We start from the raw sequence: 24,318 nt of genomic DNA on the forward strand, positions 1-24,318 counted from the left end.
CCGGCCATCACCGGGGAGTCTTCGGAAGAACGCGAGCGAGCGCCGTACGGCCCCGTTCGCCACTAGAACCGAACGGGGCGGCCCGTCACAGCCGGCAATGAGAGGCGAATCGGTCGACGGCCCCGTCGGAGGCCGATCCGCAAACGAGGTGGTACCGCGGTGGCGGCTCGATCGAGCGGCCGGCGTCCTCGTGCAGCATCCGTCCCACAAGGAGCGAGCGTGTACCCCCGGACCCCAGACGACCACGGCGTCGCCCCCTCACCAGACTTCCCCGCCGTCGAGCGCGACGTGCTCGCCTTCTGGAAGGCCGACGGCACGTTCCAGGCCTCGATCGACCAGCGCCAGGGCGCTCCCGAGTGGGTCTTCTACGACGGCCCCCCGTTCGCCAACGGGCTGCCCCACTACGGCCACCTGCTGACCGGCTACGCGAAGGACCTGTTCCCCCGGTTCCAGACCATGCGCGGCCACCAGGTGCACCGCCGTTTCGGCTGGGACACGCACGGCCTGCCCGCCGAGCTCGAGGCCGAGCGCCAGCTCGGCATCACCGACAAGAGCGAGATCGAGGAGATGGGCATCGCGGCGTTCAACCGCGCCGCCCGCGAGTCGGTGCTGCGCTACACCAAGGAGTGGGAGGAGTACGTCACCCGCCAGGCCCGCTGGGTCGACTTCGAGAACGACTACAAGACGCTCGACGTCACGTTCATGGAGAGCGTGATCTGGGCGTTCAAGACGCTCTACGACAAGGGCCTCGCCTACGAGGGCCACCGCGTGCTGCCGTACTGCTGGCGCGACCAGACGCCGCTCTCGAACCACGAGCTGCGCATGGACGACGACGTCTACAAGATGCGCCAGGACCAGACGGTCACCGTCACCTTCCCGCTCACCGGTGCGAAGGCCGAGTCGCTCGGGCTCACCGCGGTGCGCGCGCTCGCGTGGACGACGACGCCGTGGACCCTGCCGACGAACTTCGCGCTCGCGGTCGGCCCCGACATCGAGTACGCCGTCGTGCCGGCGGGCCCGAACGGCACGCCCGACGCAACCGTGCTCCGCGAGCAGGCCGAGGGCGGGGAGGCGCCCGAGGTGCTCGGCGCCGAGTACCTGCTCGCCGTCGACCTCGTCGGCGGCTACGCGAAGGAGCTCGGCTACGAGTCGGCCGACGACGCGCGCGCGGCCGTGTCGCGCACGGTGCGCGGCACCGAGCTCGACGGTGTCACCTACGACCGGCTCTTCGACTACTACGCCGACGTCGAGGCCTACGGGCTGCAGAACGCGTGGCGCATCCTCGTCGCCGACTACGTCACCACCGAGGACGGCACCGGCATCGTGCACCAGGCCCCCGCCTACGGCGAGGAGGACCAGAAGATCGGCGAGGCCGCCGGCATCCCGGTCATCATCTCGCTCGACGAGGGCGGCAAGTTCCTGCCGGCCGTCACCGACGTCGCAGGCCTCCTCTGGAGCGACGCGAACAAGCCGCTCACCCAGCTGCTGAAGGCCGAGGGGCGTCTCCTGCGCCAGGCGAGCTACGAGCACTCGTACCCGCACTGCTGGCGCTGCCGCAACCCGCTCATCTACAAGGCCGTCTCGAGCTGGTTCATCAAGGTGCCCGAGTTCAAGGGCCGCATGGGCGAGCTCAACCAGGACATCAACTGGGTGCCCGACAACGTGAAGGACGGGCAGTTCGGCAAGTGGGTCGCGGGCGCGCGCGACTGGTCGATCAGCCGCAACCGCTACTGGGGCTCGCCGATCCCCGTGTGGAAGAGCGACGACCCCGAGCACCCGCGCATCGACGTCTACGGCTCGCTCGAGGAGCTCGAGCGCGACTTCGGCCGACTGCCGGTCGGCCCCGACGGCAAGCCCGATCTGCACCGCCCGTACATCGACGAGCTCACCCGGCCGAACCCCGACGACCCGACCGGCAAGTCGACGATGCGCCGCATCACCGACATCTTCGACGTCTGGTTCGACTCGGGCTCGATGCCGTTCGCCCAGGTGCACTACCCGTTCGAGAACCGCGAGTGGTTCGACACGCACAACCCCGCTGACTTCATCGTCGAGTACATCGGGCAGACGCGCGGCTGGTTCTACGTCATGCACGTGCTCTCGACGGCCCTGTTCGACCGCCGCGCCTTCTCGAACGTCGTGAGCCACGGCATCGTGCTCGGCAGCGACGGCCAGAAGATGTCGAAGTCGCTGCGCAACTACCCCGATGTCTCCGAGGTCTTCGACCGCGACGGCTCCGACGCGATGCGCTGGTTCCTCATGTCGAGCTCGGTGCTGCGCGGCGGCAACCTCGTCGTCACCGAAGAGGGCATCCGCGAGGGCGTGCGCCAGCTCATGCTGCCGCTGTGGAGCACCTGGTACTTCTTCTCGCTCTACGCCAACACCGCGAAGGAGGGCGGGTACGAGGCATCCCGCTCCACCGCCTCGACCGACGTGCTCGACCGGTACCTGCTCGCGAAGCTGCGCGACCTCGTCGAGGCGGTCACCGCCGATCTCGACGACTTCGACTCGCCGCTCGCGGCGCAGAAGCTGCGCGACTTCGGCGACGTGCTGACGAACTGGTACGTGCGCCGCTCGCGCGACCGCTTCTGGCAGGGCGTCGGCGCCGACGGCGAGGGCCGCGAGGCCTTCGACACGCTCTACACGGTGCTCGAGACGCTCACTCGGCTCGCTGCGCCGCTGCTGCCGCTCGTGAGCGAGAAGGTGTGGCGGGGCCTGACGGGCGGGCGCAGCGTGCACCTGACCGACTGGCCCGAGGCGTCGGAGTTCCCGGCCGACCCGGCGCTCGTCGCGGCCATGGACGCCGTTCGCGAGATCAGCTCGACCGCGCTCGCGCTGCGCAAGCAGGCGGGCCGCCGGGTGCGCCTGCCGCTCGCGTCGCTCACGGTCGTGGCGGCGGATGCCGCGGCGCTCGCGCCGTTCGAGGCGATCCTGCGCGACGAGCTCAACGTGAAGTCGGTCGCGCTCGTGCCGCTCGACGACGGCAGCGCCGAGGCCTACGGGGTCACGAAGCGGCTCACCGTGAACGCGCGGGCCGCCGGGCCTCGCCTCGGCAAGCAGGTGCAGCAGGCGATCCAGGCGGCGCGATCGGGCGACTGGTCGCTCGACGGCGACGTCGTGGTCGCGGGCGGCATCGCGCTCGAGGCCGGCGAGTACGAGCTCGTGCTCGAGGCCGGCTCGGGCGACGGCGAGCGTGCGCTCGGCCTCCTCGCCGACGGCGGATTCGTGATCCTCGACACCGCGACGACGCCCGAGCTCGAGGCCGAGGGCCTCGCGCGCGACGTCGTGCGCGCGGTGCAGGAGGCGCGCAAGTCGGCCGGCCTCGAGGTGGGCGACCGCATCGCGCTGACCCTGACCCTCGACCCCCTCGGCGCGGCGGCAGCGGAGGCGCACCGCGAGCTCATCGCGGGCGAGACGCTCGCGACCTCGCTCGAGGTGCTCGCGTCGGCCGAGCTCGACGGCGAGGCGAAGCCGGTCGGCGACGATTCCCGCCTCGCGATCGGATTGGAGCGCGCATGACCGGCCCCGACGACCTCGAGGCGCGCGACGCCGCCGATGCGGTGTACGCATCGCTCATCGCACGCGTCGGTGAGGGAGCCCCTCGGCCCCGGCTCGAGCCGACCCGCCGCACCGTCGAACTGCTCGGCGACCCTCACCGTTCGGCGCCCGTCATCCACATCACGGGCACGAACGGCAAGACGTCGACGAGCCGCATGATCGAGAGCCTGCTACGCGCCTCCGGGCTGCGCACGGGTCTGCTCACGAGCCCGCACCTCGTGCGGTTCACCGAGCGCATCCGCATCGACGGGGAGTCGATCACCGATGAGGCGGTCGCGCGCAACTGGGAGGAGATCCTCCCGTTCATCGCGATCGTCGACGCCGAGCTCGAGCAGGCCGGCGAGCAGCCCCTCACGTACTTCGAGGCGCTCACCGTGCTCGCCTTCGCCTGCTTCGCCGACGCGCCCGTCGACGTCGTCGTGCTCGAGGTCGGCATGGGCGGCGAGTGGGACTCGACGAACGTCGCCGACGGACAGGTCGCCGTGTTCACGCCCATCGCGCTCGACCACCAGGCCCGCCTGGGCTCGACGATCGAGGCGATCGCCCGCACGAAGTCGGGCATCATCAAGCCCGCCGCAGCCGTGGTGACCGCGCGGCAGGCCGACGAGGCGCTGCGCGTGCTCGAGGACGCCGCCGAGCTGACCGAGTCGACGCTCGCCGTCGAGGACGACGCCTTCGCGGTGGTCTCGACGGCGGTCGCCGTCGGCGGGCAGCTCGTGACGATCCGCGGCCTCGCGGGGGAGTACCGCGACCTGCTGCTGCCGATGTTCGGCGCCCACCAGGCCGAGAACGCGGCCGTCGCGGTGGCGGCGGTCGAGGCGTTCATCGGCGGCGGCTCGGTGCGACTCGCCGACGAGGTCGTCGAGCGCGGCCTGGGCGAGGCGACCTCGCCCGGACGCCTCCAGGTCATCGGCACCGAGCCCACCGTGCTCGTCGACGCGGCCCACAACCCGCACGGTGCCCGTTCGCTCGTCGCCGCCCTCGACGAGGTCTTCGACTTCGACGAGGTCGCCGTCGTGTTCGGCGTCGTCGACGACAAGGACGCCGCCGGCATCATGGCCGAGCTCGCCGCGATCACGGGGCCGTTCCTCGTGACGGCGCCCGAGTCGGAGCGGGCGCTGCCCGCCGACGCGCTCGCGCCGATCGTCGCCGCACGCGCGGACGACCGCGTGACCGTCGCCGAACGGCTCGACGACGCACTCGAGCAGGCGCGCGACTGGGCCGCCGCCGAGCCGAAGCGCGCGGTGCTCGTCACCGGCTCGATCGTGCTCGTCGGCGAGGCCATGGCCTACGCCGAGGACCACGAATGGGGGAGCGCATGAGCGACGACCGGTCGGCCGGCGACATGTCCGGCGCGAGTGACCGACCCGGCGGCGATCCCGAGGACACGGCGCCCGCGCGCCCGCCGCGTTCGATCCGGCAGAGCCTCGCCGCGATCGTGCTCGGCTTCGAGACGATCGTGGTCTTCCTCGCGGCGCTCGTCGTCTGGGGGCTCGCGCAGGGCGACGCCGCACTGGGCGTCGAGTCGCCCCTCCCGCCGTGGGTGGCGCTCGTCGCCGGCGGCGTCATCATCCTCGGCCTGATCGCGACGATCGGCCTGCTGCGCTTCGACTGGGCGTACACGCTCGGCTGGGTGCTGCAGGTCCTCATCGTCGCCTCGGGCTTCATCAACCCGGCGATGTTCGTCGTCGGGGCGCTCTTCGGCGGCATGTGGTGGTACTGCATGGTCGCCGGGAGCCGGATCGACCGACAGCGCGCGACGTTCGCCGCGCAGGGAAAGGACCAGCAATGACCACCGCGATCGAAGAGACCCTCGTGCTCGTGAAGCCCGACGGCGTCGCCCGCAACCTGACCGGCGAGATCCTCCGCCGCATCGAGGCGAAGGGCTACTCGCTCGTCGACATCCGCCTCGTGCAGGCCGACCGGGAACTCCTCGCGAAGCACTATGCCGAGCACGAGGGCAAGCCGTTCTACGAGCCGCTCGTCGAGTTCATGGAGTCGGGTCCCGTCGTCGCGATCCGCGTCGCCGGCAATCGCGTGATCGAGGGCTTCCGCGTGCTCGCGGGCACGACCGACCCGACGACCGCGGCGCCCGGCACGATCCGCGGCGACTTCGGCCGTGACTGGGGCCTCAAGGTGCAGCAGAACCTCGTGCACGGCTCCGACTCGCCCGAGTCGGCCGAGCGCGAGCTCGCCCTCTGGTTCGCCTGAACCGATCACCGGTGGTCGAGTAGCGACGAAGGAGCGTATCGAGGCCCGGCGACCGCACTCGAGACCGGGTCGCCGGGCCTCGATACGCGTGCTCCTTCGTCGCTCGCCACTCGACCACCGGGTTGAGACCCGCCGGAGGGCCTCAGAGGTTCTGCAGGTCGATCATGACGCGCGGGATCGCGTTCATCTGCACCTGCGCGAGCACGATCACGATCAGGTAGCTCACGACCGTGATGAGCGGCACCCACTTGTACCAGCCGGCGGCGAGGCGGCGAACGCGTGCCGAGACCGGAATATGCCCCTCGCGGAGGTTGTAGAGCGTCAGCGCCCAGAACGTGGGGATCGTCACTGCCCACGTGAGCATGCACCACGGGCACAGCACGTCGAGCACGTAGATGCTCTGGAAGATCAGCCAGCCGACGAAGACCAGTGCTCCGGCGACGCCGACGTTGAAGCCGATCCAGAACCAGCGGGCGAACGTCGCACCCGCGAGGATCGCCACGGCGATCGTGATGACGACGGGCCAGGCCATCAGGCCGACGAACGGGTTCGGGAAGCCGAACACGGCGCCCTGCCACGAGGCGAGGTTCGTGCTGCACCCGACGAGCACGCCGACGTTGCAGTTCGGCACGTGGCTCGGGTCCTGGAGGGTGAGCACCTTCTCGACCGAGAGTTCGAACGCGGCGAGCAGCCCGAGGGCGCCGGCGATGACGAGGAAGATCGCGAGGGCGAGCGGCCGAGGGCGCTCCGGGGTGTCGGGCATGCTCGGATTATGGCACGCCGATTCCCCATGGCGCTGTCAGAGCATGCGATAATCGAGGGAGTCGTCCGGGCCGCGCCCGGCACGGCGCCGACGAAGGCTTTGAGGATGCGATGCATCCGAGTGGGCGGGAGAAACCCGCAAGATGTGGCGATCACGGCAACCGCCGATCGCAGAATTGATGGTTCGGCGGCACCGCGCGAAGCGCGGGGCCGCTCCAGAGGAGTACGGATCCACGGCGCGGCCGGGGCATCCGGTGTAGGAGTGCACCAGAGATGGTGGAAGGCAACGAGAAGAACAGCAACGAACCCGATTCGCGCGTGAGCGCCCCCAAGCGGCGCGGCGGCCTGTTCGGCTCCCGGCGGTCGCGTCGGGCGTCGAGCGATGCGATCGTCGAGGCGGCGACGGCTGAGGCCGCGACGTCCGAGACGACGGCTTCCGACGGCGCGACCGAGCCGGTCGGCTCGCCCGCGACGGCTTCGGGTGCGGATGCCGCGGCCGAGGCCGCCCCTGCGGCCGAGGCCGATGCGCCCGCCGCGGAGGAGTCGCCGGCCGAAGCGGCCGCCGACGCGGCATCCGCCGCCGAGGAGGTCGCCCCCGCGGTCTCGCCGATCCCGACCACCCTCACGACGACGTCGCTCATCTTCCACGCGCCGCCCGTCTTCGAGGTGCCCGAGCGCGACGAACCGCGCGCCGAGGAGGGGTCGAGCGTCCGCCGCCGCACCCGGCGACGTTCCGGCGAGGAGAACCGGCCGACCGGCGACGAGCCGGCCAACAACGTCGTCAAGGTGCGCAAGCCCCGCGAGCCCGAGCTCATCACCGAGCCGCAGAAGGTCAAGGGCTCGACCCGCCTCGAGGCGAAGAAGCAGCGCCGCCGCGACGGCCGTGACGCCGGCCGCCGCCGCGCCGTGATCACCGAGGCCGAGTTCCTCGCCCGCCGCGAGTCGGTCGACCGGTCGATGGTCGTCCGCGAGAAGGGCGGCCGCATCCAGATCGGCGTGCTCGAGGACGGCGTGCTCGTCGAGCACTACGTCGCGCGCAATCAAGACGCATCCCTCATCGGGAATGTCTACCTCGGGCGCGTGCAGAACGTGCTGCCGAGCATGGAGGCGGCGTTCGTCGACATCGGCCGCGGCCGCAACGCCGTGCTCTACTCGGGCGAGGTCGACTGGGAGGCCGCCGCCGAGAACGGCGAGAAGAACCAGCCGCGCCGCATCGAGCTCGCGCTGAAGCCCGGCGACCGCGTGCTCGTGCAGGTCACGAAGGACCCGGTGGGCCACAAGGGCGCCCGCCTGACGAGCCAGGTCTCGCTGCCCGGACGGTACCTCGTGTACGTGCCGAACGGATCGATGAACGGCATCAGCCGCAAGCTCCCCGACACCGAGCGCGCGCGCCTCAAGAAGATCCTGAAAGAGGTGCTGCCCGAGAACCAGGGCGTCATCGTGCGCACCGCGGCCGAGGGCGCCACCGAAGAGCAGCTCACGCTCGACGTCAACCGGCTGATCGCCCAGTGGGCCGACATCCAGCAGACGCTCGAGAAGGTGCAGGCGCCCGCGCTCCTGCACTCCGAGCCCGACCTGCTCATCAAGATCGTCCGCGACGTCTTCAACGAGGACTTCCAGAAGCTCATCATCGAGGGCGACGCCGCCCGCCAGACGATCGAGCGGTATCTGCGGGCCGTCGCCCCCGACCTGCTCGAGCGCGTCGAGGCCTACTCGGGCGACCGCGACTCGTTCGACGAGTTCCGCATCACCGAGCAGATCGAGAAGGCGCTCGACCGCAAGGTGTGGCTGCCGTCGGGCGGTTCGCTCATCATCGACCGCACCGAGGCGATGACGGTCGTCGACGTCAACACCGGCAAGTTCGTCGGCTCGGGCGGCAACCTCGAAGAGACCGTCACGAAGAACAACCTCGAGGCGGCCGAAGAGATCGTGCGCCAGCTGCGCCTGCGCGACATCGGCGGCATCATCGTCGTCGACTTCATCGACATGGTGCTCGAGTCGAATCGCGACCTCGTGCTGCGCCGCCTCGTCGAGTGCCTCTCGCGCGACCGTACGAAGCACCAGGTCGCCGAGGTGACCTCGCTCGGCCTCGTGCAGATGACCCGCAAGAAGCTCGGCCTCGGCCTCCTGGAGTCGTTCAGCGAGCCGTGCGAGGTGTGCGCAGGCCGCGGCATCATCGTGCATCACGAGCCGATCCTGAAGCACCGTGCACCGCAGCAGCCCGAGCGCCGGCGCAACCGGGGCGGCGGAGGCCAGTCGCAGCCGCAGCCGGCGGCGGCGCCGTCGACGCCGCACGCCGGCACGCACGCGATCACCGACGATGCGAAGCACGCGCTCGCCCAGATCGCCGCGTCGACGATCCCGCACACGGAGGCCAAGGGCGACGACACGGGTGCGCCGGCCGCGATCGAGACGCCGGTCGCCCAGTCGGCCGCCGACGCGCCGACCGGCGGCCGCCGCCGCGGCCGTCACCGCCGGGTGTCGCAGGAGGCCGGCCAGCCCGAGCTCCAGGCTGCGCCCGAGGTCGCCGAGCTCGCGCAGCCGGGCGACGGCGCCGAGCCCGTGCTGCCGATCATCGACCTGCCCGAGCCGGCGACCGAGCGCAAGCGCCCGGTGCCGACCGCGGAGGCCGAGGTGCTCCTCGACTCGGTGCTCGACGCGCTGCCCGCGCCGAAGAAGGCGGGGGAGGGACGTACCCGCAGCCGCCGGGTGTCCACGGCCTCGCTCAGCGCAGGCGGGTCGATCCCCGTGATCACCCGCGCCGACGGCGACGCCGACGCCGAGGCATCCGACAGCTCAGAGTGACGCGCCGCCTGCGCGGTCGCGCCGTTCGCGCGGCGTGACCCGCAGGCCGCTGCGTCGCAGGCGCCGCACGAGCTCGCGCGGGCTCACGGGCTCGGCGCCGGCGGCCACGAGCTCGTCGTATCGTTCGATCGGCACGTCGTAGTGGTCGAGGTCGAACGCCCGCGCCGGGAGCTCGGCCCGCCGGGCGAACGCCTGCAGTTCCTCGATCGACTCGTCGCTGACGAGGTGCGCCCAGACCGTGCCGTGCTTCGGCCACAGGGGCGTGTCGATGAGGACCGTCATGAGGGGATGCTACGCCGCGATGCCGCGCGACGCGCCGTCGCCGCGCGTTTGACCGCCTCCGAGTCATCCGGTAAACTCGACCGTTGGTGCCGCTGCTTATCCCAGTGCGCGCCATCTTGCAGTTCACTCTGCACATCGTTTTCTGGCAGTCACCACCCTTCTTCCCGCTGGGGCGACCGCGCAGTGACAATCCCATCAGGCAGACGGAGCCGAGAGGCTCCCCAGAGATAGGTACGAGTAGTGGTTTACGCAGTAGTGCGCGCCGGCGGTCGGCAGGAGAAGGTCGAAGTCGGCACCATCGTGACGATGGACCGCATCAAGGCTGACAAGGACGGCAACGTCCAGCTCACCCCGGTGCTCCTCGTCGACGGTGACAAGATCACCTCCGACGCCAAGTCGCTCGCGAAGGTCACGGTCACGGCCGAGGTTCTCAACGACCTCCGCGGCCCGAAGATCGTGATCCAGAAGTTCAAGAACAAGACCGGCTACAAGAAGCGCCAGGGCCACCGTCAGGAGCTCACGCGCGTCAAGGTCACCGGCATCAAGTAACCCGCGGCGTCCAAGGAGAATCAGACATGGCACACAAAAAGGGAGCGAGCTCCACTCGCAACGGTCGTGACTCGAACGCGCAGCGCCTCGGCGTGAAGCGCTTCGGCGGCCAGGTCGTCAGCGCCGGCGAGATCCTCGTCCGCCAGCGCGGCACCCACTTCCACCCGGGTGCGGGCGTCGGTCGCGGTGGCGACGACACCCTGTTCGCGCTCGAGGCCGGTGCGGTGCAGTTCGGCAACAAGGGCGGCCGCAAGGTCGTCAACATCGTGGCGGTCGGCGAGTAGTCGACCGACGGTCTTCGTGAGGGCGGGCTTCGGCTCGCCCTCACGTGTTTCATCACTCGGATCCATTCAGTCCACCCAGTAATCGAGGAGGGGTCGGCATGGTCAGCTTCGTCGACGAGGTGACGCTCTACCTGCGCGCCGGCCACGGCGGCAACGGCTGCGTGTCGGTGCGGCGCGAGAAGTTCAAGCCGCTCGCGGGGCCCGACGGCGGCAACGGCGGTCACGGCGGTGACATCGTGCTCGTCGCCGACCCGCAAGTGACGACCCTGCTCGCGTACCACGGCCGCCCGCACCGATCGTCGTCGAACGGCCAGCCCGGCATGGGCGACAACCGTTCGGGCGCGGCGGGCGAAGACCTCGAGCTCCCCGTGCCCGTCGGCACGGTCGTGAAGGACGACGAGGGCAACGAGCTCGCCGATCTCGCCGAGCCCGGCCTCCGCTACGTCGCGGCGGCCGGCGGCCTCGGCGGCCTCGGCAACGCCGCGCTCGCGACGACGAAGCGCAAGGCCCCCGGATTCGCCCTGCTCGGCACCGACGGCGACGAGCACGAGATCCGCCTCGAGCTGAAGACGATCGCCGACGTCGCGCTCGTCGGCTTCCCGAGCGCCGGCAAGTCGAGCCTCATCGCCGCGCTCTCGGCTGCACGGCCGAAGATCGCCGACTACCCGTTCACCACGCTGCACCCGAACCTCGGTGTCGTGCAGGCCGGCGACCACCGCTACACCGTCGCCGACGTGCCCGGCCTCATCGAGGGTGCGAGCGAGGGCAAGGGACTCGGCCTCGAATTCCTGCGTCACGTCGAGCGCTGCTCGGCACTCCTGCACGTCATCGACTGCGCCACCCTCGAGCCCGGCCGCGACCCCATCAGCGACCTCGACGTCATCCTCGCCGAGCTCGCGGCATACCCGGTCCCCGAGGGACAGGTCCCGCTGCTCGAGCGCCCCCAGCTCGTCGCGCTCAACAAGGTCGACGTGCCCGAGGCGCGCGAGCTGGCCGACTTCGTGCGACCCGAGCTCGAGTCGCGCGGCTACCGCGTGTTCGAGATCTCGACGGTCAGCCACGAGGGCCTCCGCCAGCTCGGCTTCGCGCTCGGCGAGCTCGTCGATCGCGCGCGAGCCGAGGCGGCTGCGACGCCGGCGCCCGAGCGCATCGTCATGCGCCCGAAGGCGGTCGACGACGCCGGGTTCACCGTTCGCGCCGAGGGCGGCAGCTACGGCACGATCTACCGCGTCATCGGCAAGAAGCCCGAGCGCTGGGTGCAGCAGACCGACTTCGCCAACGACGAGGCCGTCGGCTACCTCGCCGACCGGCTCGCCCGGCTCGGCGTCGAGGACGAGCTCGTCCGCGCCGGCGCGGTGGCGGGTTCGACCGTCGTCATCGGCAAGGGCCAGGGCGTCGTCTTCGACTGGGAGCCCACGCTCACCTCGACCGCCGAGCTCATCACCTCGCCCCGCGGCACCGACGTGCGCCTCGACGAGAACCGGCGGGCGACGCGCGCCGAGCGCAAGAGCGGCTACCACGAGCGCATGGACGCGAAGGCCGAGGCCCGCGCCGAGCTCGAGCGCGAGCGCGAGGCCGGCATCTGGTCGGACGAGTCGGCGGGCGACGAGGAGGCCGGCACGGGAGACGGCGAACGATGACGCTCGGCTCCCGCTCCGACATCCCGTCCGCACGCCGGATCGTCGTCAAGGTCGGCTCATCGTCGATCAGCGGCGAGAACACCGGCCAGATCGCACCGCTCGTGGAGGCGCTCGCCGCGGCGCACGGGCGCGGCACCGAGGTCGTGCTCGTCTCGTCGGGCGCGATCGCGACGGGCATGCCGTACCTGCGGCTCGACGCGCGGCCGACCGACCTCGCGACCCAGCAGGCCGCGGCCTCCGTCGGGCAGAACCTGCTCATGGTGCGCTACCAGGACGCCCTCGACCGCTACGACATCGTCGCCGGCCAGGTGCTGCTCACGGCGGGCGACCTCGAGAACGACACCCCGCGGGTCAACGCGCAGCGCGCGATCGATCGGCTGCTGGCCCTGCGCATCATGCCCATCGTCAACGAGAACGACACCGTCGCGACGCACGAGATCCGCTTCGGCGACAACGACCGTCTCGCGGCCCTCGTCGCCGAGCTGATCGGCGCCGACCTGCTCGTGCTGCTCTCCGACGTCGACGCCCTCTACACGAAACCGCCCCACCTGCCGGGTGCCGAGCGGATCGGGCACGTCGCGTTCGGCGACGAGCTCGCCGGGGTCGAGATCGGCTCGGTCGGTCGCGCGGGCGTCGGCACGGGCGGCGCGGAGACGAAGGTGTCTGCGGCGCGGGTCGCCGCCGAGGCGGGTGCCGCCGTGCTGATCACGGCGACGCCTCGCGTCGCCGACGCGCTCGCGGGTGCGGAGCTCGGCACCTGGTTCGAGCCCGCCCGCTGACGTCACACGGCGGTCGGGTGCCGACTGCCTCGCCTAGGCTTGAGCCATGGAGCAACCCGACCTGGATCCCGATGTGCTCGACGATCGGCTCGCCGCGGCCAAGTCCGCGTCGTACCGCCTCGCACAGGCGTCGACCGCCGAGAAGGACGAGGCCCTGGCCCAGGTCGCTGCGATCCTGCGCGAGCGCGCCGACGAGATCGTGGCGGCGAACGCGCGCGACCTCGAGGCGGGTCGTGACAACGGCCTCTCGAGCGGACTGCTCGATCGCCTGACCCTCGACGTGCGCCGCGTGAACGCGCTCGCCGATGCGGTGCTCGAGGTGATCGCGCTCACCGACCCGATCGGCGAGACCGTGAGCGGACGTTCGCTGCCGAGCGGCGTGCGCATCGACCAGGTGCGGGTTCCGCTCGGCGTCGTCGGGGCGATCTACGAGGCGCGCCCCAATGTCACGATCGACATCGCGGTGCTCGCGCTCAAGAGCGGCAATGCCGTCGTCCTGCGTGGCGGCAGCGCCGCCGAGCAGACCAACGCGGTGCTCGTCGAGGTGCTCCGGGCCGCGCTCGAGCGCGCCGGACTGCCGGCCGACGCCGTGCAGACGGTCGACGACTTCGGCCGAGTGGGCGCCCGCCACCTCATGCAGGCGCGCGAGTACGTCGACGTGCTCATCCCGCGGGGGAGCGCCGGGCTCATCCGCGCGGTCGTCGACGAGGCGCGCGTGCCCGTGATCGAGACGGGCGCGGGCGTCGTGCACATGTTCCTCGACGAGAGCGCGCCCGAGTCGTGGGCCGTCGAGCTCGTGCACAACGCCAAGGTGCAGCGACCGAGCGTCTGCAACGCGCTCGAGACGCTGCTCGTGCATCGCGCCGCCGCCGAGCGGCTGCTGCCGGCCGTGATCGACCGGCTCGAGGCATCCGGGGTCACCGTGCACGCCGACGAGCGAGCTCGGGCGATCCGGCCCGAGACCGTGCCGGTGACCGACGAGGACTGGGCGACCGAGCACATGAGCCTCGACCTGTCGGTCGGCGTCGTCGACTCGCTCGACGACGCGCTCGCCCACATCCGCCGGTACTCGACGAAGCACACCGAGGCGATCGTGACCAACGACCTCGGCAACGCCGAGCGGTTCCTCAACGAGGTCGACGCCGCCGCCGTCATGGTGAACGCGTCGACGCGCTTCACCGACGGCGCGGAGTTCGGCTTCGGCGCCGAGGTCGGCATCTCCACCCAGAAGCTCCATGCACGCGGGCCCATGGGCCTGCCGCAGTTGACGAGCACGAAGTGGATCGTGCGCGGAGCGGGTCACGTGCGCGCCTGAGCGCACGGCACCGCTCGACCTCGATAGACTGGCCCGAGCGTTACCCGCAGGATCGAAAGGAACGGCCGAATGAGCCTCAGCACCGCAGCGTTGACCGGAACGGTGGTCGCCGAGTCGGCGCACGCGCAAGAGCTGGGTGTCGAGACCTGGGTGTTCGGGCTCATCGCCCTCATCATCTTCGCGATCCTCGCCGTCGTCACCGCGTCGTACCGCGACGTCGCGAACCGCCACCGCGCCAAGGCGGAGGCGTACGCCGCCCGCCACGGTGACGCGCACGGGCACGGTCACTGAGGCGAGTGGTCGCCCGGTGACGGTGCCGGGCCGCCGATCCCGCATCGGGATCATGGGCGGCACGTTCGATCCGATCCATCACGGCCACCTCGTGGCCGCGAGCGAGGTCGCGCAATCGCACGACCTCGACGAGGTGATCTTCGTGCCGACCGGACAACCGAGCTACAAGACGGTCGTGACGCCGGCGGAGCACCGCTACCTCATGACGGTCATCGCGACGGCCTCGAACCCGCGCTTCACGGTGAGCCGGGTCGACATCGACCGCGAGAAGGCGACGTTCACGATCGACACGCTCCGCGACATCCGTCGTGAACGGCCCGATGCCGATCTGTTCTTCATCACCGGTGCGGATGCGATCGCCCAGATCCTCTCGTGGAAGGACGTCGACGAGCTCTGGGAGCTGGCGCACTTCGTTGCTGTGAGTCGCCCGGGACATGTGCTGAGCGTTTCGGGTTTGCCGGAGCAGGACGTAAGCTTGCTTGAGGTTCCGGCACTGGCGATTTCGTCGACCGATTGCCGGAGCAGGGTGCGCCGGGGTTTCCCGGTGTGGTACTTGGTCCCCGATGGGGTCGTCCAGTACATCTCCAAGCACCATCTCTACCGGAGTGTCGAATGACGTCGTCGAACGAACCGCCGCTCACTCGTCGTGAGCTGCGGGAGCGAGAGCGCCTGCGCGAGCAGCAGGCGTCTTCGTCGACCCCCGACGCCCCCGCCCAGCCGTTCCCGCCGGCCCCCGCTGCGGCGCCCGCGCTCCCGCAGCAGGCACCGGTCGTGCCGGCGCCCCAGCCGGTGACGCCGGCGCCGCAGCCGGCGAGTCCCCAGTTCGCCGCGCCGGTCTCCGCGGCCGCGCAGGTCGCACCGAGCCCGAGCTACGCGCCGCCGCGTCCCGCGGGCGGTTTCGACGCGGTCATCGCGACACCGCAGGTTCCGACGCAGTCGCAGCTGCCGCAGCAGAACCCGTTCGCGCCGCCGTCGGCCCCAGTTGCTCCGGCAGCCGCGACCGCAGCACCTGTTCCCGCGCCGTCGGCACCCGCGGTGCCGATGCCCGCGACGTCACCGCCCGCCGCTCCGGTCGAGTCCGCTCCCGTGAGTGCGGCCGCAGCCGCGGCCCAGACGCCCGAGCGCACGCTGACGCGGCGCGAACTGCGGGCGATGCTCGAGGGGGCCGCGCTCGACGAGTTCGACGACGAGCTCGAGGGCGACGCCGCACCGTATCCGGCCGAACCGGCGCAGCCGCACGTCGTGCATCCGCAGACCGGACAGCCGATGTCGTCCTCGGCGCCCGTCGCGCCAGCACCGGTCCCGCCGGCCTCTCCGCTCGTGCTGCCCGGAGCGCAGTCGCCGATGCCCGCCTCGCTCGCGACGCCGATCGCCGAGGCCCCCGCACCCACGCCGAGCGCGCCCGCGCCCGCGCATTGGACGACGCAGCTCAACGTGCCGGATGACGAACCCTCGGGGCCGTTCGACCAGTTGCTCTCGCGCGGCTCGCTGAGCCACGGCGTGCCGACCACGACGAACGCGCTGATCCTGCCGTCGCTGCCCGACCAGGGCCCGTTCGGCGACGCGCTCGCCCAGTCGGGCGAGGTCATCGCGACCGGCTCGATCGACCTGCCGCGCAGCTACGGTGCGACCGGCGTGCACCCGAGCCAGATCGACTCCTCAGACGTCGACCGCCTCTTCGACAGCGTCGAAGAGGTGGGCACCGGCGTGGCCCCGGTCGCCGCGACGAGCGCGATCAGCACGCAGGCGGCCGCGCGCACGATGATGGCGCCGCCGAAGAAGGAGGGCATGAACGTGCCCCTCGTGCTCGCGGTCACGGCCGGTGTGCTCGCCCTCGGCGTCGTCGGCACCCTCGTCATCGGCGCGATGACGGGCCTCTTCTGACCCCGACGACGTCACCCCGACTCCTCGACACCGAACTCCGACCCCGGAAGTGAGCGAATGACCGCATCCGCACAAGCCCTCGACTCCCTGTCCCGCGCAGTACGTGCGGCCGACGCGAAGGGCGCCGAAGACCTGGTCGCACTGGATGTCTCGGGGCCGCTGCCGTTCGCGGACGTCTTCCTGCTCGCGACCGGCAACTCCGAGCGCAACGTCGTCGCGATCGCCGACGCGATCGAGGAGGTGCTCGGGCGGGCGAGCCGCCGCGAGGGGCACGACGCCGGGCGCTGGGTGCTGCTCGACTTCGGCGACCTCGTCGTGCACGTGTTCCACCGCGAGGAGCGGATGTACTACGGGCTCGAGCGGCTCTGGTCCGACTGCCCAGCCCTGCCGGTCGAGCCGCTGCTCGCGGCGAAGTCCTGATCGAGGCGCGAATCGCCCGGGGTGTCACCGCCGATTTCGCGAGGCGGCATCCGCTGGTGTAAGCTCGACATGTTGCCCCGCGAGAGCGGGAAGCACCGCGGAACGAGAGTTCCGAACGGGTCTGTGGCGCAGCTGGTAGCGCACCTGCATGGCATGCAGGGGGTCAGGGGTTCGAGTCCCCTCAGATCCACCAAGAACCCCTGATGAATCGTGAGATTTGTCAGGGGTTGTTTCGTTGAAATGGGCCGGAAATGGGCCGTTGGGGCTGTTTTGGGTCACTTTTCAGAACGATGACAGGCTTCCACAGGCTTCCACAGGCTTCCACAGGCTTCCACATGCGATGTCCTGAGAAGGCAAGCAATGCGGCGTGATGCGCACTCCTGAGGAGTATGAGCACATCAACCGATCACACCGTTCCGGCATCGCGGTTCGTCGACGAGCTGGGGGACTACCTCAGCGTCGACGAACTGGCGCAGTACTTGCAGCTGTCCAAAGAGACGATCTACCACTGGCGTCTCGAAGGCACCGGCCCGAAGGCCACCAAGCTCGGCAAACATCTGCGATACAGCCGCGAGAACGTTCAGGCCTGGCTGCAGGCCCGGACGGACCGACGGTGAGCACGGCGATGGCTTCATACTCTGCGAACACAGAGGGCGATTGCAATGCCACGCAGCAGAATGGAACCCGGCTCACACGGGGAGATCACCTACCACGACCTGCCGGACGGCCGAGTGCGCGGCACCGTCACACAGGAGCTCGGGCGGATCATCGAGTCTGAACCGAGGGGCGATACCGCACTGCAAATCCCCGGCATTTAGCTCGACGCATTGGGGAAGGTCAGCGAATTGGCTTCAAGCAGTTGCGCGCCGAAACCTGTATGCCATTAACATCAACGCGCGTGAGCGTTTGGACGTGGGTTTCCGGCAGCTTCGTTCAGGGTGTGACCGTAGCGTTCGGCTCCCATTCCACTGGGCTGCTAATCCTTCCGATTCGCATAGGGCCGTCTGCCGTGCTCCGGGCGGGCGACGAAATCCTTGATGAGGTGGTGTTCGAGCGCCGCGATGTACACATCGGACTCGTCGTCAGAGTCTCGCCAGCAGACCTTTAGTTCTTCGGCATCAGCGAGCTGAAAGACCCACACACCACCGCCATGGTTGTCAGCCGTCCCAGCACCGGTGCGCCGGTACTGCTTCAGCCGCCGATGGATGCCGTCGCGCCTGGCACCGTACGTCGCGAGGCCGATGTAGACCACCTCCGCGCCGTCGATCCACTCCGCAGCCAATAATGGCACCTGCTCAGTGAAGTCCTTTGTCTTTCCGGCAGTGCTCGCAGGCAAGAACTCCGGTTGTGTCCCACCATCTCTGACGACGACGTAAATGCCCGGTCGCTTCGAGGCGCCCATCTGGCGAAGCTCGCTGAACGTCACGAATCCCACATAGCCCGCGGTCTCAAGTCCGACGCGATTCCAGGTCGCCGGGACAAAGTCGGAGAAGTTGTTCACGGCGTGGGCACCTCGACGACGAGTCCTGCGGCCACCAGTACATCAATCGCGGCGCGAATGTCTTCGCTGGATTCGAAGGCATCCTTGAAGGGATTGATGGGTGCACCACATCCGGAGAGTACGAGCGCGTAGAGGCCGCGCGCCATTAACGAGAGCTTCGTATCGCGCATGACGTCGTCCGGCAGTTGCGCGGCGCGCTCGTCGCCGACAGCGCGCAGCCCCGTCGGAGCGATCCAGACAGCGTCCGGTGGCATGGCGTCATCCTCCCTGGGGTTCACGCTTGATCCACTACTGAATGTCGTGGCGCATCATTCCGATCAGTGTGGTGTCGCCTCGAGAGGCTACGTTCAGTTGCATTACCCGCTGCATCTTTTCGGACCAGTCGTAGCTGCCTTGGCTCGTCAACTGAACTTCGTCGAGCGCCTGGATCACTTCGATGTTGAATTGTCGCAACTGTTTGGCAGTGTGTACGGCTTCGGCCCGGACGGGCGGGCTCCCGATCAACTCCACCGCCATCAAACTCCTGCCCAAGTCGTTGAAGGCCCGATTAGCTTCAAGTTTTAGGTCCGCGGCCCGCTCCGCGGTCATCAGGGGCCACGCGCCAGTCTTGTTCGCGGCGATGGACTTCTCCAGTTCTCGAGCGATCTGTCGTGTGCTGTTCCAGAGATGCTGGGTTTGGAAAAGGAAGTCGATGTACGCTTCCCGTCTCGTGTCCTGACTGCGCCGCCGGCGGTCGCGCCTGTGTTGGGCCCAGCTGTTGAACAAGGCCAAGAGACCCGCAATCGATGCACCGACGGCGGCACCAAGTAGAGCGGCAGTTGCCGAGTTCACAGCCGAAGGATACTCCGGCGTGCAAAGATTCGCTGCCCTATTGCCTCAGGGTTGGCGCCGGAATCCGGCCTGCCAGAGGTTCTACCAAGGCATCGTGCACCGCCACTAGCTCGGGTGGCTCCGAGCAAGCTGCCTGGCCGGGCATCTGCTTCGCTGCTATGCGTTCCATGCGAACCCGGAGCTTGTCCTCACTAACGATCGGTTCGGCTTCGCGTGCTGCAGTCTCCCACTGCAGCAGTCGAGCGATCGACTCCGCAGATCGCCTCCAAGTCGTCGCTCTGTTATCGGTGAACAGGTGTCGAGGGCCGGGGCGCTATGTGAGTTGGACGTTGTCCTGGTATTCGAAGTGCGTCTTCACTCGGTCCGAGACGTCGATATTCAGCAACTTGCCTGATGCAGGAGTGAATCCGGCGAGTCCTGCGGCAGTTTCGCCGACCTGTGCCGTGGTGTAGATGTACTTCAGCACGCTGTCATTGGTCGAGTGATAGCCGTATACGGCGTCGTCGACGGCGGCTGTGAGCGCGTCCCAGTTGCTCTTCGCCCCGATTGCGGCGCCGAGCAGGTGAGCCGCCTGGATTCTCGGGCCGCCGGGCTTCGTACCGAGGGATTCAGCGGCGACGACCATCACGCGTGCGCCGAGACTGTGGCCGATGAGCACGTATGAGTCGGCCTCCGTACGAGCCAGCAGGTCTCCGAGGACTACGCCCGTCTTGTCTGCGCGGCTCTTCGCGACGTGCCACGGGTTCTTGGCGAGGTCGGTCGCGATCATCGCTGGGCCGATCACGTTTCCGAGAAGCTTGGCGCCGGCCTTGTTTGCCATTGCCGCTGCGGCCTTCGCACCCGCGACAGCACCAGCCTTTCCGATTGCATTCACGCCGAGGATGCCGAAGTCGCGGAGTTCCTTTGACCCCCACCGGACGCGGTACACGGGGGAGTCTGGATAGCGATCGTTGACGATCTTCTTCCACCCTCCCCACTTCTCACCCTCTCCGTCGGTGAGGAACCCATTTGCCACGAGAACAGGCACGCCGCCCTTTCCCGGGCGGAGGAGGTCGATGCGGAACGACTTGTCCTCGCGGAGGTAGGCGTTGGCGACTGATGCACCGAGCGCTCCGCCGACCGCGGCGCCGACTGCGGTGACGACGGCGGTGCCACCGGCCATGCCGAGCCCGCCGGCTGCAAGGCTGCCGCCGCCAAGCAGCGCGAGACCGTGGGAGGTGGCGGCCGCACCCGAGAAGCCGCCGAACACGCCGAGCGAACCGATCGCGCCTCCGATGGCTGGCGCGGCGAGTAGGGCGAGCGGCACAGCCACACCGACCGCGAGCGCGCTGCCCACAACGATCTTGGATGTCTTGTCGAGGTCGGGCTTCTCGTACTGGAGGTAATCCTCGTAGTCGTGAAGATCCCCGAACGTCCCTTGCGACTTCTCGAAGCCTGGGATGTCGCGGCGGTGCTCTGCGCAGAACTGGGGCACGCGGATCGCTCCACGATCACGCACGGCCATGTTGTCGCAGCCGACCGCGACGCACGGCAGCGTGGGGGATCCGCAACCTTGGCAGACGTACACCGGCAACTGCCCAGCAGGGCGGTTCGACTTTCGGTGCTCATCCTTCGTGAAGCACGAGGAGCACCAGCCGTTCAGCACGTCCAGTGAAGAGAGATCATCTGCGACGTCGGCGATCCACTGTGCGGCCTTGGCGTACGAGTCGGCCCGCTTCTGAGCAACTCGCTGCGCCTCCGCTACGAGTTTCAGTGCAGCTTTCTGCTCGACGGGGTCTGAGATGCCGAGTGCTTCGGCATTCGACGCCGCGCGAGCCGCGTACCAGGTCTTCGCGTACGCCCACATGTTGCTGCGCAGCGCCTGGTTGGTCTCAAGAGCGCCGCTGTCTTCGACAACGGGCTCGAGGTCGGTCAGGTCGCCCGTGAGCGAGAGTGTCGCTCCTTGATCCGAGGTCACCTTGACGCTGAGGCGCGTGCCTTCGACGACGTATGCATGCAGGGATCCGGGCATGGCTCGATCGTGCCACAAGACGGCGCGGGTGCGACGTATCAGCTGGTCTGGCGGTACCGAGCCGAGACGCTAGAGCTGCCAGTTCACCGCGTTTCCGAGCAGGATGAAGTAGATGATCGCGATGAGTGTCGCAACGAGCCATTGGTACCGCGCGAGCGGATTCTTCGGGCTGGGCTACTTACCGTCCGTCCGGAGCGTGAGTAGCCAGATCAGCGGAAATGACGTCACCCACCCTGCGAGAGCGAGCCCTCCGAAGAGCATCAACCAGCCGAGAATTGGATTACCGGCAATTTCCACGTGTGGATCCTTTCGTCCGCCCTCCAGGGCGGGGCAATGACTGAGGCGTCGCGCCGGAGTTACCCGTAGATCTCGATCACGCTCGGATCGTAGAGCTCGATCTGCGCGACTCCGTTGTAGAGCGTGATGAGGCCCTCGGTACAGAGCGTCTTGCCGCCATCGATGGGCTCGAGGCTGCCGATATCCCAAACGACGATCTGGAAACGGCCCGGGTCGGGGTAGTCGAGGCCGAGGTTCAGAAAGACATCGTCCTCCGAATTGCCGCCGCCGGCGAGCGGACCGCACACCCGCTGCGTCGTACCGGCGTAGTCGACGGCCTCGCTCCAGGCGATGCCGCCACCGGGTTGATCGACCGCCGGTGCATTCGGTACGGCAGCATCGGCGGTGTCGGAGCAGAGGCCGTCCTCGTAGAGAAGCTCGACTGCTTCCCTCGAGATGCGCTCGGCGTGCGTCGAACACGATTCGATGCCCATCGTGTCGACCATGCCCTTGGTGGAGACGTAGTCGATGAACACGTCGAACGGCTCGCCGCAGTTCTCGCTCATCCACCCAACGGTGTCGTCCACGTTTGTCGTGGATCCGGATCGTTCGTGATCGACGAGGTAGTCGAGCAGATCGTCGCAGCTCATCTGATCTTGAGCAGACGACGAATGACTCGAGCCGTAGCCGCTGCACCCGGTGAGGATGAGCGGAATCGCAAGGAAAACGGCGAAGAGGGCTTTCGGGCGGGGCACGACTCTCATCTTCCCGGTCTTGCCGGAGCTCAGCAGGCGTCAAGGGCCTCGCGGCTGTCCCCAGTTCTGGTGTCATCGCCTCCACGCTCAAGGGGGGTGAGTGAGGAATGATGAACAACAGTGGCAGCATCCGTCGCTGCCGCCTGTCAGTATCGACCCGACCAGGAGTGCCCTACCTGTGGTGAACCACGTCTCCTTCATCTGGAACATCGCCGAGTCCCTTCGCGGCCCGTTCAAGCCCTCCGAGTACGGGTCGGTGGTGCTGCCGTTCACGGTGTTGCGCCGCCTTGACGCGGTGCTTGCGAGCACGAAGGCGCAGGTGCTCGAGACGGCCGCGGGTCAGGCGGCCACGCTTCCCGAGAAGGTCCGCGACCTGCAGCTCCGTGAGGCATCGGGTCACGAGTTCTACAACACGAGCCCGTTCACGATGGCGAAGCTCACCGCTGACCCGGCCGACCTTCGGGCGAACCTCGCGTCGTATCTCGCGGGCTTCTCCGAGAACGTGCGCGACATCTTCGACCGCTTCAAGTTCGATGAGACGGTCAACAAGCTCGCCGAGAAGAACAAGCTGTTCGCGGTGACCGAGAAGTTCGCTCAGGCGAACTTCCACCCGAGCGTCGTGAGCAACATCCAGATGGGGCTTGTGTTCGAAGAGCTCATCCGGTGGGCGAACGAGAAGTCGAACGAAACCGCGGGTGACCATTACACACCGCGTGAAGTGATCGCGCTCATGGTGCAACTGCTGTTCGCGCTCGATGACGACGCCCTGACCAAGGCCGGCACCGTCCGCTCGATCTACGACCCGACCGCCGGCACCGGCGGAATGCTCTCGGTCGCCGACGAGTACCTGCACTCGGTGAACCCGAGCATCCAGCTCAGCCTGTACGGGCAGGACATCAACGACGGTTCGTACGCGATCTGCAAGGCCGACATGGTCATCAAAGGCCAGGACGTCGACAACATCCGACTCGGCGACACCCTCACCGAAGACCACTTCGACGACAAAAAGTTCGACTACGGACTTTCGAACCCGCCGTTCGGCGTCGACTGGAAAGACCAGCGCAAGGACGTCGAGGACGAGCACACGAAGCTCGGCTTCAACGGACGCTTCGGTCCGGGCACCCCGACCGTCAGTGACGGTGCGATGCTGTTCCTGCTGCACCTGGTCTCGAAGATGCGCAAGCCCGAAGACGGCGGCTCGCGGGTGGCGATCGTGCTGAACGGGTCGCCGTTGTTCTCCGGCGGCGCGGGCGGCGGCGAGTCGAACATCCGCAAGTGGCTGCTCGACAACGACCTCATCGAGGCGATCATCGGCCTGCCGAAGGACATGTTCTACAACACCGGCATCTCGACCTACATCTGGGTGCTCAGCAACCGCAAGACTGATGATCGCAAGGGTCGCGTGCAGCTCATCGACGGCCGCGAGATGTTCGTCAAGCTCCGCAAGGGCCTCGGCTCCAAGCGGAACGAACTCTCGCCGGAGAACATCGAGGACATCGTCGGCCTCTACGCCGGCTTCGAGGTGAGCGCGCACTCCAAGATCTTCCGCAACGAAGACTTCCTCTACCGCACCATCACCGTCGAGCGCCCGCTCAAGCTCAACTGGCAGGTCACCCCTGAGCGTATCGACGCCGTCTTCGAGACCAAGCCCGTCCAAAAACTTAGCGAGCAGGATGCCTCGGCGCTCCGTGCCGCCCTCGATTCCCTCGGTGATGAGCAGACCTGGACGGATCGCCCCGCCTTCCAGAAGGCGTTAAAGGATGCCGTAAGAGCTGAAGGTCTCGTCCTGCCGGCACCACTGCTCAAGACCCTCACCCTTGCGCTCGGCGAGCAGGACGACTCAGCCGACGCCTGCACCGACCTCAAGGGCAACCCAGAACCGGATGCCTCCCTCCGCGATACTGAAAACGTGCCCTGGGACGAGGGCGTCGACGCCTACGTCGCCCGCGAAGTCCTCCCGTATGCGCCGGACGCCTGGATCGACCACACCAAGACGAAGGAAGGCGCGGAGATCCCCTTCACCCGCAACTTCTACCATTACGTTCCGCCGCGCCCACTCGAAGAGATCGACCGCGATCTCGAAGCCGTCATGGACCAGCTCCGGGCGATGCTCGTGGAGGTCGAACGGTGAGTCGTTCCGTGGGCGAGTCTGGCGCCGACGAAG

Annotated in this window: 23 protein-coding genes and 1 tRNA gene; 17 read left to right on the plus strand and 7 right to left on the minus strand. The window is 68.6% G+C overall.

Annotated elements, in window-relative coordinates:
- Window positions 1-219 precede the first annotated feature (219 nt).
- The 4 genes from ileS to ndk are packed head-to-tail and all read left to right on the plus strand — an operon-like array spanning window position 220 to window position 5,769.
- On the plus strand, window positions 220-3,519 hold the full coding sequence (gene ileS / locus AC3RJ6_RS12940) for an isoleucine--tRNA ligase (RefSeq protein ID WP_491427484.1): 3,300 nt from the start codon (window positions 220-222) through the stop codon (window positions 3,517-3,519).
- Window positions 3,516-4,880: a bifunctional folylpolyglutamate synthase/dihydrofolate synthase gene (locus AC3RJ6_RS12945; protein ID WP_491427485.1), complete on the plus strand. Its 1,365-nt coding sequence runs from the start codon at window positions 3,516-3,518 to the stop codon at window positions 4,878-4,880. The genes ileS and AC3RJ6_RS12945 overlap by 4 nt, the downstream gene beginning before the upstream one ends.
- A complete protein-coding gene (locus AC3RJ6_RS12950; protein WP_491427486.1) occupies window positions 4,877-5,350 on the plus strand; it encodes a DUF4233 domain-containing protein in 474 nt (157 codons plus the stop codon). Before AC3RJ6_RS12945 ends, AC3RJ6_RS12950 begins: the two co-directional genes overlap by 4 nt.
- Window positions 5,347-5,769 carry a nucleoside-diphosphate kinase gene (gene ndk, locus AC3RJ6_RS12955; protein ID WP_231430965.1) on the plus strand — a complete coding sequence of 141 codons (423 nt, stop codon included), beginning with the start codon at window positions 5,347-5,349 and terminating at the stop codon, window positions 5,767-5,769. Before AC3RJ6_RS12950 ends, ndk begins: the two co-directional genes overlap by 4 nt.
- 142 nt (window positions 5,770-5,911) lie before the next feature.
- On the opposite strand, the gene AC3RJ6_RS12960 is transcribed toward ndk, so the two are convergent.
- The gene (locus tag AC3RJ6_RS12960; protein WP_491427487.1) at window positions 5,912-6,532 is read right to left on the minus strand and encodes a vitamin K epoxide reductase family protein; all 621 of its coding nucleotides are present in this window, start codon (window positions 6,530-6,532) and stop codon (window positions 5,912-5,914) included.
- 272 nt (window positions 6,533-6,804) lie between these two features.
- On the opposite strand from AC3RJ6_RS12960, the gene AC3RJ6_RS12965 reads away from it, so the two are divergent.
- Window positions 6,805-9,336, plus strand: coding sequence for an Rne/Rng family ribonuclease (locus AC3RJ6_RS12965; RefSeq protein ID WP_491427488.1), 2,532 nt, complete (start codon window positions 6,805-6,807; stop codon window positions 9,334-9,336).
- Here AC3RJ6_RS12965 and AC3RJ6_RS12970 read toward each other — a convergent pair.
- A complete protein-coding gene (locus AC3RJ6_RS12970; RefSeq protein WP_491427489.1) occupies window positions 9,328-9,618 on the minus strand; it encodes a DUF4031 domain-containing protein in 291 nt (96 codons plus the stop codon). The genes AC3RJ6_RS12965 and AC3RJ6_RS12970 overlap by 9 nt on opposite strands.
- A 240-nt stretch (window positions 9,619-9,858) precedes the next feature.
- Here AC3RJ6_RS12970 and rplU point away from each other — a divergent pair, with 240 nt between their 5' ends.
- The 11 genes from rplU to AC3RJ6_RS13025 all read left to right on the plus strand — a co-directional run bounded on the left by rplU (window position 9,859) and on the right by AC3RJ6_RS13025 (window position 17,397).
- Window positions 9,859-10,167 carry a 50S ribosomal protein L21 gene (rplU, locus tag AC3RJ6_RS12975; RefSeq protein ID WP_136706928.1) on the plus strand — a complete coding sequence of 103 codons (309 nt, stop codon included), beginning with the start codon at window positions 9,859-9,861 and terminating at the stop codon, window positions 10,165-10,167.
- 26 nt (window positions 10,168-10,193) lie between these two features.
- A complete protein-coding gene (gene rpmA / locus AC3RJ6_RS12980; protein WP_022888079.1) occupies window positions 10,194-10,451 on the plus strand; it encodes a 50S ribosomal protein L27 in 258 nt (85 codons plus the stop codon).
- A gap of 98 nt (window positions 10,452-10,549) precedes the next feature.
- Complete coding sequence (obgE, locus tag AC3RJ6_RS12985; RefSeq protein ID WP_491427491.1) at window positions 10,550-12,091, plus strand: GTPase ObgE; 1,542 nt, start codon at window positions 10,550-10,552, stop codon at window positions 12,089-12,091.
- Window positions 12,088-12,870, plus strand: a complete 783-nt coding sequence (gene proB, locus AC3RJ6_RS12990; protein WP_491427492.1) for a glutamate 5-kinase — start codon at window positions 12,088-12,090, stop codon at window positions 12,868-12,870. Before obgE ends, proB begins: the two co-directional genes overlap by 4 nt.
- Window positions 12,871-12,916: 46 nt before the next feature.
- On the plus strand, window positions 12,917-14,185 hold the full coding sequence (locus AC3RJ6_RS12995) for a glutamate-5-semialdehyde dehydrogenase (protein ID WP_491427493.1): 1,269 nt from the start codon (window positions 12,917-12,919) through the stop codon (window positions 14,183-14,185).
- Window positions 14,186-14,254: 69 nt separating this feature from the next.
- Window positions 14,255-14,476 (plus strand): hypothetical protein, encoded by a 222-nt coding sequence (locus AC3RJ6_RS13000; RefSeq protein ID WP_491427494.1) that lies wholly within the window; start codon window positions 14,255-14,257, stop codon window positions 14,474-14,476.
- A gap of 16 nt (window positions 14,477-14,492) precedes the next feature.
- On the plus strand, window positions 14,493-15,092 hold the full coding sequence (gene nadD / locus AC3RJ6_RS13005; RefSeq protein ID WP_491427802.1) for a nicotinate-nucleotide adenylyltransferase: 600 nt from the start codon (window positions 14,493-14,495) through the stop codon (window positions 15,090-15,092).
- Window positions 15,089-16,360 (plus strand): hypothetical protein, encoded by a 1,272-nt coding sequence (locus AC3RJ6_RS13010; protein ID WP_491427495.1) that lies wholly within the window; start codon window positions 15,089-15,091, stop codon window positions 16,358-16,360. Before nadD ends, AC3RJ6_RS13010 begins: the two co-directional genes overlap by 4 nt.
- Before the next feature lie 57 nt (window positions 16,361-16,417).
- Window positions 16,418-16,780 carry a ribosome silencing factor gene (gene rsfS / locus AC3RJ6_RS13015; protein ID WP_491427496.1) on the plus strand — a complete coding sequence of 121 codons (363 nt, stop codon included), beginning with the start codon at window positions 16,418-16,420 and terminating at the stop codon, window positions 16,778-16,780.
- Window positions 16,781-16,897: 117 nt separating this feature from the next.
- Window positions 16,898-16,973: transfer RNA gene (locus tag AC3RJ6_RS13020), tRNA-Ala, on the plus strand.
- Between the two features lie 196 nt (window positions 16,974-17,169).
- Window positions 17,170-17,397: a helix-turn-helix transcriptional regulator gene (locus tag AC3RJ6_RS13025; RefSeq protein WP_244853949.1), complete on the plus strand. Its 228-nt coding sequence runs from the start codon at window positions 17,170-17,172 to the stop codon at window positions 17,395-17,397.
- A 359-nt stretch (window positions 17,398-17,756) separates the two neighbouring features.
- Here the strand turns inward: AC3RJ6_RS13025 and AC3RJ6_RS13030 are convergent, their stop codons facing one another.
- The 5 genes from AC3RJ6_RS13030 to AC3RJ6_RS13050 form a co-directional block, all read right to left on the minus strand.
- Window positions 17,757-18,281, minus strand: a complete 525-nt coding sequence (locus AC3RJ6_RS13030; RefSeq protein WP_491427497.1) for a hypothetical protein — start codon at window positions 18,279-18,281, stop codon at window positions 17,757-17,759.
- The gene (locus AC3RJ6_RS13035) at window positions 18,278-18,535 is read right to left on the minus strand and encodes a hypothetical protein (RefSeq protein WP_491427498.1); all 258 of its coding nucleotides are present in this window, start codon (window positions 18,533-18,535) and stop codon (window positions 18,278-18,280) included. Before AC3RJ6_RS13035 ends, AC3RJ6_RS13030 begins: the two co-directional genes overlap by 4 nt.
- Before the next feature lie 34 nt (window positions 18,536-18,569).
- Window positions 18,570-19,112 (minus strand): hypothetical protein, encoded by a 543-nt coding sequence (locus tag AC3RJ6_RS13040; protein ID WP_491427499.1) that lies wholly within the window; start codon window positions 19,110-19,112, stop codon window positions 18,570-18,572.
- Window positions 19,113-19,425: 313 nt separating this feature from the next.
- Window positions 19,426-21,123, minus strand: coding sequence for a DUF726 domain-containing protein (locus tag AC3RJ6_RS13045; protein WP_491427500.1), 1,698 nt, complete (start codon window positions 21,121-21,123; stop codon window positions 19,426-19,428).
- Window positions 21,124-21,479: 356 nt separating this feature from the next.
- Window positions 21,480-22,154 (minus strand): hypothetical protein, encoded by a 675-nt coding sequence (locus tag AC3RJ6_RS13050; protein WP_491427501.1) that lies wholly within the window; start codon window positions 22,152-22,154, stop codon window positions 21,480-21,482.
- Window positions 22,155-22,335: 181 nt separating this feature from the next.
- Between AC3RJ6_RS13050 and AC3RJ6_RS13055 the strand changes: the two genes are divergently transcribed.
- Entirely contained in the window at window positions 22,336-24,285 is a 1,950-nt protein-coding gene (locus AC3RJ6_RS13055; protein ID WP_491427502.1) for a type I restriction-modification system subunit M, read from the plus strand.
- The last annotated feature ends 33 nt before the right edge of the window (window positions 24,286-24,318 follow it).

Source organism: Agromyces cucurbitae (genome assembly GCF_058349945.1).